Source organism: uncultured Rikenella sp., assembly GCF_910577125.1.
Taxonomy (GTDB): domain Bacteria; phylum Bacteroidota; class Bacteroidia; order Bacteroidales; family Rikenellaceae; genus Rikenella.
Map to the genome: position 1 here is coordinate 1 of NZ_CAJTMN010000079.1, position 9,265 is coordinate 9,265.

Here is a 9,265-nt window from a genome sequence, read left to right on the forward strand (position 1 = left end):
TTTGTGAGTGCGACACGCACCGTTTATTCCGAGAGGCAACGCAACTGAAGACCGTAGCCACGGTGGCCCGCACCGACGGGAGTGAGGTACTGCGCGTTGAAGCCCAAGAACACGCTGCCAGTCCCGCTGCCAGCGAACGACCAACTGTACCCGAGGTTGCCGACGTGCATCAGATCGCCTAACCGCCCATTATCGCCAGCGTCGCGGAAGCCCGGGGCGGGGCATCCTTTTTGCTAAGAGTTATCGTATGCTCGCCTCGGTCGGCGAAAATCCGGGACGTCCGCGGACGAACAGAATGGATAGATAGAATATTATGCCAACAAGGATCGCATTTTACGGGGCACAGCCGTATGACCGGGAGTCGTTCGACCGTGCGAATGAAATCTATGGATTTGAAATCAGCTATTATAAAGGGCATTTGACAGCCGAAAGCGCTGTGCTGGCCAAAGGGGCCGGAGCGGTATGTATTTTCGTGAACGACACCGCCGATGCCGGGACGATTCGGGCCTTGAAAGAACAGGGAGTACCGTTGATCGCCCTGCGGTGTGCCGGGTTCAATAACGTCGATCTCGAAGCCGCCCTGCGCGAAGGGATTCGGGTGGTGCGGGTACCCGCCTATTCGCCGCATGCCGTGGCCGAACACGCTGTGGCGCTGATGCTTTCGCTCAATCGGAAAATCCACCGCGCCTATTGGCGGACGCGGGACGGAAATTTCGCCCTCCACGGATTGATGGGATTCGACATGTACGGCAAAACCGCCGGGATTGTCGGTACGGGAAAGATCGCGCGGATATTGATCCGGATTCTGCGCGGGTTCGGGATGGAGGTCGTCGGCTACGACCCCTTTCCGGACGAAACGTTTGCCGGAGAGGTGGGGATGAGGTACGTGTCGCTCGACGAGCTCTACCGGCAGGCGGATGTCATTTCGTTGCACTGTCCGCTGACCGAACAGACCCGCTATCTGATCGATGACCGGGCCATCGGACGGATGAAACCGGGCGTGATGCTTATCAATACGGGCCGTGGCGGGCTGATCGATACCCAGGCGCTGATCGAGGGGCTCAAACAGAAGCGGATCGGGGCGGCAGGGCTCGATGTGTATGAAGAGGAGGGAGATTACTTCTATGAGGACAAGTCGGACAAGATCATCGACGACGACGTGCTGGCCCGGCTGCTGTCGTTCAACAACGTGATCGTGACCTCGCATCAGGGATTTTTTACGGAAGAGGCTCTGGCCAATATCGCGCACACGACGCTCTCCAATATCCGGGATTTCGAGACGGGGAATCGGTTGGTGAATGAGGTGGTGATCGAAGGGCGGTAAGGGGATGGGCTGGGACGGAAGTATCGGTAGATCAGATTTAACCATGCGGTTGCATATTTCGCCGTGTCCGAACGACACGTTTATTTTTCATGCCCTGATCCACGGATTGGTGGATACCGAGGGGCTCGGTTTCGACGTACGGTTCGACGATATCGAGGCCTTGAACCGTGCGGCGATCGAACGCGACGGCGAGGAGGATATCGTCAAAATCAGCTATGCGGCGCTGCCGGAGGCCGTGGGGGCGTTTCGGTTGCTCGACAGCGGGAGTGCGCTGGGGCATGGAAACGGGCCGCTGCTGGTGAGTCGCCGGCTGATCGGGGCGGAGGAGTGGAGCGACGTGCGGGTCGGGATTCCGGGCGAGCGGACGACGGCCAACCGGCTCCTGTCGCTGCTTTTCCCGGAGGCGATTCATAAACGGGCCATGCTCTTTTCCGAAATCGCGCCGGCGGTGGCGGCGGGGGCACTGGAGGCCGGGGTCTTGATTCACGAAGGACGCTTTACCTATGCGGCGCAGGGGTTGCGGCTGGTGGCCGATTTGGGCGAGCTGTGGGAACGGCGCACGGGGTTGCCGATTCCGTTGGGGGGAATTGTGATTCACCGGCGCCACGGGGCTGAGGTGGCGGAGCGGGTCGGGCGGGTGATTCGGCGGAGCATCGAGTATGCGCAGGCGCATCCGGAGGCGTCGGCGGAGTTTGTCCGAACCCACGCGCAGGAGCTGGAGGCGGAGGTGAGGCAAAAGCATATCTCTTATTTCGTGAATGATTATTCGCTGTCGTTGGGTGCTGCGGGGCTGGAGGCGGTGTTGCGCTTGACGGCTCTTGATCGTTCGGTGTTGCTGTGAATTTTGGACTTATTGTTTTTGAGTAGGACGGAACTGCCGCTTTCTTGTAAGAAAGCGGCGCAAAGAACTTTCATGATAGCTACGCTACTCCTTAGGCTCCGCAATCCTCAATCTTCGTGATTACTTTTGGGTCGGGGCTCTTCGGGCGCGTTAGGGTAATTCCCGCATTAGCGCGCCCGGAAGAATCCCCGGCCCAAAGAAAAGACCAAGATTTGGGTCGCCGGCAGCTTTAGGATGCGCAAGCATCCGTCTGAAGTTTTTTTGGTTCTTTTTGTTCACAAAAAGAACAGTACCCTCCAGCACAAAGCAAAGTGTACAAAAAAACATGAATCAGACAGAAGAGAATCCGTTCGGGAGTTATCGGCAAACCGTAGGCGTAGTCGGCGTGCCCTTGTTTTGTGCCCTTTTGGCTATTTTGCTCGCCAGCGTACAGCCCGAGGAGGGCGGATTCCCGTTGTGGGCGTGGTATCTGCTCGGGACAGCCGTTGTGACAGGCGCGGCTTGGGGAGTAGGGCGACTCGCTTTGAAACGCCAGGTGGCGCGCGGAAACCCGCATTGCACGACCCGACGGAAACGGAGACACCTGCTTCTGGTGTTTGTCAGTTCCGTGATCGGCGTAATCGGCGTTTTCGGATTGGGGATTAGCGTGTTGGGCGGTTGGATTCGCATCACGTTCGCGATTTTGGTACCGGCGATGGCCGCCTCCGTCGTGCTGACGCTCGCCGGAGCCGCACTGCTTTGGCACCTGCTGAGACGGTAGGAAACTACCGTCGTTTCAGTCGGCGGAACAGCAGGCCGATGCCCCATGCCGCGACTGCCGACAGCGCCAGACCGATGCCGAATTTCAGCGTTCCCGTGCCCGCCGTCGGTTTGCGTTCCTCTTTGTGAACCGATTCCGCTTGTTCGGCGAGCGTCTCCGTTTCCGCGACCGATACCCGGAGGTCGGTTCGGTCGCTCGATTCCGTGTTTTGCCGCTCCTGTCGAGCCTCCTTGCGCGACTGGCGCCATACGGCCCGCACCGGCGGAAGCCCCGTCGAGTCGTTCGGCGGTTGTTGGGTGTCGTAGACGATCAGTTCCGTCTCCGTCTCGCTGTCGATCGTCGTCCGAAGTTCCAGCCGGGCCGCCGATTCATTCAGCAGGAGGCTGTCCAGAACCGTGTGGGCGACTTTACTGTTCTCGATTCGAACCGTGCTGCCAGTCGACCGTTTCGGCAACGAGCAGCTCCCGAGAGACAGGGCAGCTGTCAGCCATAGCACAAGAAGGTATCTTCTCGATCGCTTTTCGGAATTTATCCACATCTTTACGCAGTGATTTAAGCTCTTTTTCAAGCGGTTTAACAATATTTTCCATCAGGATGTCGCTCGCTTTGCGAACGTTGTCCAGTTCGTGGCTTTTGACGGCCGCCAGTTTGTCCTGCATCTCGGCACGCAGTTGTCCGATCTCGATCCGGTACTTTTGGCGGAGTATCCGGCTGTTTATCCAGGCGCTCAGCGGCCCCGAAACGGCCGCCACGAGTGTCGATACGATCAGGGTGGTTATCTCTTCGCTCATTTTTGTTCGTTTTTGTCATACGGGTTTTTGTCGACTGGGGAGGGGAGCGGTTCGACGGGACAAATGTGCGGCATTTCGTTTCGGTGGACAAACGGCGGGTAATCCCTTCTCTCGTTTTTCGGGGGGCATAAAAAATCGGCGCGGATTCCTAAGTGTGGAATCCGCGCCGAAGCTCTCCGGGAAGAGGATATGTCGCCATTACGGCCGTTCGAGCTGTTCGATCTGTTCGAGCAAAAGCTGTGCATAAACGGCCGAGTGGTAGTGCTCCGTCACCCGTTCCCGACCCGCTCGGCCCAATTCGTCGACCCGTTCCGGATCGCTGAGCAACTCCTTTAACCGTTTCGTCAGCTCGTCCGCCGCCCCCGGCGTATAGACCGCTCCGCAGGAGCCGTGTCCGACGATCTCCGGCAGTCCCGCCAAATTCGGCACCACGACCGGCGCCCCGTAGTACATTGCTTCGATGACCGACAGCGGGAAACCTTCGTACCACCGACTGGTCACCGCTACGGCTGCCGCTCCGGTGTAGAGGTCGGCCAGTGCTTCGCGTCCCAGGCGGCCCAACAGCTGCATATTGTCGGGTATCGGCGGCAGCTCGTATCCTTCGGCAGTTTCGCCCGCTACCAGAAACGATACGTCGGGCAGCCGTCGCGCCGCTTCGATCAGGAGGTCGATCCCCTTTTCCCGGCTGAGCCGTCCGGCGTAGGCGACATAGTGCCTGCCTGCCTTTCTGGCCTCGGCCGACGGCTCGGGCATCAGGGCCGGGTCGATGCAATTCGGCACCACGGCGAACCGCTCCGCCGGAATGCCGGTATAACGGCTCAATAAGGTGCGTTGGAATTCCGATAGGGCCAGAAAACGGTCGACATTCTCGGCGAAGTAGCCTCGCGTGCGGCTCCACCACCCGCGCAGGGCGTAACCGAAACTCCCGCTCCACGACCCTTCGCATCGGTGCGAGAGACAGTTCCATTCTCGCCCCCGGTTCGTGCCGCACCGTTCGCAAATCTCGCCGCCGGTATAGAAAAGTCCGGTGGGACAGACCAGCCGGTAGTTGTGCAGGGTCATCAGCACCCGGACGCCTCCTCGTCTCAGAACCGGCAATACGGCGGCCGAAATCACCGGAAAAAGATTGTGCACGATGGCCGCATCGGGCCTTTCGCGTTCGACGATCCGCCGCACGTCGCGCACCGCGCGCCGGTTATAGAGCGCTGAAAAGAGCGATGCGAAGCGCCCGAACCGCCACCGTCGGATCTCGTCGTACGACCGCTCGTACATCACTACGGTATGGCCGTTGCGTTCCAGCAGTTGCCGCTGGAGCTGCACGACGGTCTCTTCGCCGCCCGCCCGGCTGTACCGGTTATGGATCAATAAAATTTTCATCTCATTTACGTCGTGTGGCGCCTGTTCGTGCGCGTCTTCCGTTTATTCCGAGAGGCAACGCAACTGAATACCGAGGCCGCAGGTCTCCTGGCTGTTCGGAGCAAACCCCGTCGACCCCGCACTCAAACCGAACCCTCTGAGGTAGTTCGTGGCGACAGTCACGGAAGAGGACCAGCTGAATCCGTAGTTACCGGCATGGTTCACCGCGCCATCGTTGCCGCGGAAGCCCGGGGCGGGGATTTCCGGCCGTTTCTACGAAAAAGTGGCCCTCCGACCGAAAAAGCGGCGTATCTTTGTAGCAAAGATAGAATGAAAATCTGTTGTCTGTTCAATATCGCCCCCCGGTACCGGGCGGGTATCTACCGGCGGATGGACGGGGATCCGGCCGTGGAGTACGATTTTGTCGCCGGCGAGGAGTCCACCGGCGGGATCGCTCTGATGGATTTGCGGGAACTGAAGGGTTTTCGGGGATACCTGCACAACATCTACCGCCGCGGCGGAAAACTCGTCTGGCAGCGCGGCGCCATCCGGAAGGCCTTCGCGAAACGATACGACGCCTATATCCTGACCGGTAATCCGGGGATTCGATCCAACTGGGTGATCGCTTTGATCGCCAGATTGTTGGGAAGGCCGGTCTACCTTTGGACGCACGGGTTGTACGGAGATGAAAAGGGGTTGAAACGGTGGAAGAATCTGACCTATCTGCGTCTGGCGGGGCATCTGCTGCTGTACGGCGAGCGCGCCCGGCGGCTGTTGCTCGACGAGGGGTTTCCGGCCGGACGGATGACCGTGATATACAACTCGTTGGACTACGAGCAGCAATGCACCCTCCGCAACCGGATCGGCGACCGGGGCTTCATCCGGAACTATTTCGGGAATGACCTCCCTCTGCTGGTCTTTGTCGGCCGGCTGACCGCAGTCAAACGGTTGGATTTGCTGTTCGATGCGATGGCTCGGCTCGAACGGGAGGGAACGCCCTGCAATCTGGTGCTGCTCGGCGACGGCCCCCAGCGCGACCGACTCGTCGCGCTGGCCGAAGCGGACGGATTGACCGATCGGGTCTGGTTCTATGGGGAGACCTATGACGAACATCTGATCGGGACGTTTCTCTACCACAGCGCGGCTTGCGTCAGTCCGGGGAATGCGGGTCTGACGGCCATCCATGCCCTGACATTCGGCACGCCGGTGGTGACGCACGGCACGGCTGAACATCAGATGCCTGAGTTCGAGGCGATTCGGCCGGGCGTGACCGGGGCACTGTTCGACGAGGGGAACGCCGACTCGCTGGCCGGGGCGATTCGTCCGTGGCTGGCGGCGACCGAAGCGGAACGGGCGGTCACGCGCGAAGCATGCTATGCCGTCATCGAACAGAAATTCAATCCGGAGCGTCAGATGGAGGTTTTGCGGTCGGTTTTCGGCTGCGAGGAGAGGTAATTGGTACGCTATTTGACGACTCTATCGCGGAATAATAGCCCCATGTTATGGAAAATCAAAAGGAAAATATTGAAAATCACGAGCTTGAAAATAATGCACTGGACGATACGGCGCCCGAGCCTACGATCGACACTGACACGCTGACACCGGATCAGGAGATACAGGATGTCGAAGCGGCGGCTGAAAACGACAAAATGGCAGATGCGGCGGCGGAGTGGCAGGATAAATATATCCGGCTGGCAGCCGAATTCGACAATTTCCGCAAACGGACGCTCAAGGAGAAGATGGACCTCATTGCGAACGGGGGCGAGGATGTCATCAAGGCGATTATTCCGGTGGTCGACGATTTCGAACGGGCCATTGCGGCACTCGACGGGAAGGAGCACGTGGCGGCGGAGTGCGAGGGGGTGCGGCTGATCTATCAGAAGTTCATGGATATTCTCAAATCCAAGGGGGTGACACCGATTGATGCGCTGGGTAAACCGCTGGACGTGGATTTTCACGATGCGGTGGCCAAGGTGCCGGTCGGGGAGGAGGACAAAAAGGGAACGGTGATCGATGTGGTTCAAACGGGCTACATGTTGAAGGACAAGGTGTTGCGCTTTGCAAAAGTGGTGGTCGGCGAATGATCGTAACTTGTAACCATTCGATTATCCGTCTTTGCCCAGGAGGGTACTGTTCTCTTTGTGAACAAAGAGAACCAGAAAAACTTTAGAGGATGCTTGCGCATCCTAAAGCTGCCGGCGGCCCAACTCTCGGACTCTTCTTTGGGCCGGGAGTTGTAGCGCGCAATAAGGTTTAGCTCGCATTAGCGCGCTACAATCCCGACCCAAAAGCAATCTCGAAGATTGAGGACTGCGGAGCGTAAGGAGTAGCGTAGCTAACTAAAAGTTCTTTGCGCCGCTTTCTTACAAGAAAGCGGCAGTTCCCTGCGGGTAGACACAGAAAATGAATATTTATAAATAAAGATAATGGCAGGAAAGAGGGATTATTACGAAGTGCTCGGTGTGAGTCGCGACGCATCGGCCGAAGAGATAAAGAAAGCCTACCGCAAGGCAGCGATTCAGTTTCACCCCGACAAGAACCCCGGCGACAAGAACGCCGAAGAGAAGTTCAAGGAGGCTGCCGAAGCGTATGACGTGCTGAGCAATCCGGACAAGAAGGCCCGTTACGACCAGTTCGGTCATGCCGGGATGGGCGGAGCAGCCGGCGGCGGAGCCAGTGGATTCGGCGGGTTCGGCGAATACGGCGGCGGCTTTACGATGGAGGATATTTTCTCGCGTTTCGGCGATATTTTCGGCGGCGGGCGCTTTGGAGGCTTTAGTTCCGGTTCAGCGGGCGGCTATGGCGGTGCGCGGGTCAATCGGGGGAGCGACCTGCGGATCAAAGTCAAACTGACGTTGGCCGAAATCGTCAAGGGGACGACCAAAAAGCTGAAAATTAAGAAGAACATCGCCTGCGATCAGTGCGGCGGGACGGGGGCGAAGGACAGCAATTCGTATACGACGTGTGCGACGTGCGGCGGTTCGGGGCATGTGACGCAGGTGGTCAATACCTTCTTCGGTCAGACCCAGACGACGGCGACCTGTCCGACGTGCGACGGGACGGGAAAGACCATTACGGCGCCGTGTCCGAAGTGTCACGGGACGGGAACGGTGAAAGGCGAGGAGATTGTCGAAATCAACATTCCGGCAGGCGTGGGCGAAGGGATGCAGCTTTCGGTTTCCGGCAAGGGGAATGCTGCCCGGAACGGCGGGATCAATGGCGATCTGTTGGTGGTGATCGAAGAGGAGCCGCATCCGGAACTCAAACGGGAGGGGAACGACCTGATTTACAATCTGCAGCTGAACGTGGCGGATGCTGTTTTGGGTGCCTCGGTGGAGATTCCGACGGTGGACGGCAAGGCCCGGATCAAGATCGAACCGGGAACGGTGGCCGGCCGGGTGCTTCGGCTGCGGGGCAAGGGGATTCCCGATATCAACGGGCGTGGAACGGGCGATTTGCTGGCAGTCGTGGACATCCATATCCCGGCACACGTTTCGCCGGCGGAGAAAGAGGCATTGGAAAAACTCCGTACGTCGGAAAACTTTAAGCCGAATACGGTCAATAGCGGAGCTAAGGGACGGAATATTTTCGACCGGATGCGGAGCTATTTTCTGTCGTGACGTGTAGGGCTGTGTATGATGTACAAAGGTCGCCCCCTTTTGGTATCACCAAAAGGGGGCGACCTTTTTTGAGTATGGGTGTGGCTGAAACTTGAGTCCTGCGGAGCCTGAGGCGCGCGGTCAAAGAGTGGGGTAGAGGCTGCCGCAGCGATGCGTAAGCATCGCCCGTCCACGGGACGTGGGGCCTGGCCGGCCTGAGGCCAGTCGAAGCTCGGCGCGCGAACAGAGAACGGTGCGAAGATTTGGGTTGACACAGCCATCTGCCCACCGCGGGCACGCGGGGCCCGGCCGGCCCGAGGCCATAAGATTTCCTCCAGCGCGCGGGGAAAACGGGTAGAGTCGGTCTATTTCGGAGTGCCCGGAGGCACCGGCGGAGCGAAAGCGGAGCCGCAGTGAGGCGGACACGGGGCTGAGAATTGGGCGAAGTTTTTGCGGTTCGTAGAACCGTGCGGGCCGAAGCCTCCCGCAGCGGAGGCCCGCAACTTCCGTTGCTTTTGGGCCCCGCAGGCTTCACCCCACTTTGTAAACGAAAAGTTGGCCGGGATTACCGGCCCGCGCGCCCCTGACGGGGCG

The 9,265-nt window shown here is 59.0% G+C and carries 11 protein-coding genes; 6 read left to right on the top strand and 5 right to left on the bottom strand.

The window, feature by feature from the left end; all coding sequences use genetic code 11:
• Positions 1–23: 23 nt before the first annotated feature.
• Entirely contained in the window at positions 24–170 is a 147-nt protein-coding gene (locus QZ292_RS08030; protein ID WP_294600372.1) for a hypothetical protein, read from the bottom strand.
• A 143-nt stretch (positions 171–313) separates the two neighbouring features.
• On the opposite strand from QZ292_RS08030, the gene QZ292_RS08035 reads away from it, so the two are divergent.
• The 3 genes from QZ292_RS08035 to QZ292_RS08045 all read left to right on the top strand — a co-directional run bounded on the left by QZ292_RS08035 (position 314) and on the right by QZ292_RS08045 (position 2,925).
• Positions 314–1,324, top strand: coding sequence for a 2-hydroxyacid dehydrogenase (locus tag QZ292_RS08035; RefSeq protein ID WP_294600375.1), 1,011 nt, complete (start codon positions 314–316; stop codon positions 1,322–1,324).
• Positions 1,325–1,367: 43 nt separating this feature from the next.
• Positions 1,368–2,165 (top strand): 1,4-dihydroxy-6-naphthoate synthase, encoded by a 798-nt coding sequence (locus tag QZ292_RS08040; protein ID WP_294600377.1) that lies wholly within the window; start codon positions 1,368–1,370, stop codon positions 2,163–2,165.
• 325 nt (positions 2,166–2,490) lie between these two features.
• Positions 2,491–2,925 (top strand): hypothetical protein, encoded by a 435-nt coding sequence (locus QZ292_RS08045; protein WP_294600380.1) that lies wholly within the window; start codon positions 2,491–2,493, stop codon positions 2,923–2,925.
• 4 nt (positions 2,926–2,929) lie between these two features.
• Here the strand turns inward: QZ292_RS08045 and QZ292_RS08050 are convergent, their stop codons facing one another.
• From QZ292_RS08050 to QZ292_RS08065, 4 genes are all read right to left on the bottom strand, one after another.
• Positions 2,930–3,379 (bottom strand): hypothetical protein, encoded by a 450-nt coding sequence (locus QZ292_RS08050; RefSeq protein WP_294600382.1) that lies wholly within the window; start codon positions 3,377–3,379, stop codon positions 2,930–2,932.
• Positions 3,333–3,716 carry a hypothetical protein gene (locus QZ292_RS08055; RefSeq protein ID WP_294600384.1) on the bottom strand — a complete coding sequence of 128 codons (384 nt, stop codon included), beginning with the start codon at positions 3,714–3,716 and terminating at the stop codon, positions 3,333–3,335. The genes QZ292_RS08050 and QZ292_RS08055 overlap by 47 nt, the downstream gene beginning before the upstream one ends.
• Before the next feature lie 198 nt (positions 3,717–3,914).
• A complete protein-coding gene (locus tag QZ292_RS08060) occupies positions 3,915–5,093 on the bottom strand; it encodes a glycosyltransferase family 4 protein (protein ID WP_294600386.1) in 1,179 nt (392 codons plus the stop codon).
• Between the two features lie 42 nt (positions 5,094–5,135).
• Entirely contained in the window at positions 5,136–5,297 is a 162-nt protein-coding gene (locus QZ292_RS08065) for a hypothetical protein (protein ID WP_294600388.1), read from the bottom strand.
• Between the two features lie 105 nt (positions 5,298–5,402).
• Here QZ292_RS08065 and QZ292_RS08070 point away from each other — a divergent pair, with 105 nt between their 5' ends.
• From QZ292_RS08070 to dnaJ, 3 genes are all read left to right on the top strand, one after another.
• A complete protein-coding gene (locus tag QZ292_RS08070) occupies positions 5,403–6,527 on the top strand; it encodes a glycosyltransferase family 4 protein (protein WP_294600390.1) in 1,125 nt (374 codons plus the stop codon).
• 47 nt (positions 6,528–6,574) lie between these two features.
• Positions 6,575–7,156, top strand: coding sequence for a nucleotide exchange factor GrpE (locus tag QZ292_RS08075; protein WP_294600392.1), 582 nt, complete (start codon positions 6,575–6,577; stop codon positions 7,154–7,156).
• A 342-nt stretch (positions 7,157–7,498) separates the two neighbouring features.
• Positions 7,499–8,692 carry a molecular chaperone DnaJ gene (dnaJ, locus tag QZ292_RS08080; RefSeq protein ID WP_294600394.1) on the top strand — a complete coding sequence of 398 codons (1,194 nt, stop codon included), beginning with the start codon at positions 7,499–7,501 and terminating at the stop codon, positions 8,690–8,692.
• Positions 8,693–9,265 lie beyond the last annotated feature (573 nt).

Excerpts from the sequence above, each read along its gene's own strand:
- QZ292_RS08030 (WP_294600372.1), bottom strand. The coding sequence starts at position 170 with ATGCACGTCGGCAACCTCGGGTACAGTTGGTCGTTCGCTGGCAGCGGG.
- QZ292_RS08035 (WP_294600375.1), top strand. The coding sequence starts at position 314 with ATGCCAACAAGGATCGCATTTTACGGGGCACAGCCGTATGACCGGGAG.
- QZ292_RS08040 (WP_294600377.1), top strand. The coding sequence starts at position 1,368 with ATGCGGTTGCATATTTCGCCGTGTCCGAACGACACGTTTATTTTTCAT.
- QZ292_RS08045 (WP_294600380.1), top strand. The coding sequence starts at position 2,491 with ATGAATCAGACAGAAGAGAATCCGTTCGGGAGTTATCGGCAAACCGTA.
- QZ292_RS08055 (WP_294600384.1), bottom strand. The coding sequence starts at position 3,716 with ATGAGCGAAGAGATAACCACCCTGATCGTATCGACACTCGTGGCGGCC.
- QZ292_RS08060 (WP_294600386.1), bottom strand. The coding sequence starts at position 5,093 with ATGAAAATTTTATTGATCCATAACCGGTACAGCCGGGCGGGCGGCGAA.
- QZ292_RS08070 (WP_294600390.1), top strand. The coding sequence starts at position 5,403 with ATGAAAATCTGTTGTCTGTTCAATATCGCCCCCCGGTACCGGGCGGGT.
- QZ292_RS08075 (WP_294600392.1), top strand. The coding sequence starts at position 6,575 with ATGGAAAATCAAAAGGAAAATATTGAAAATCACGAGCTTGAAAATAAT.
- dnaJ (WP_294600394.1), top strand. The coding sequence starts at position 7,499 with ATGGCAGGAAAGAGGGATTATTACGAAGTGCTCGGTGTGAGTCGCGAC.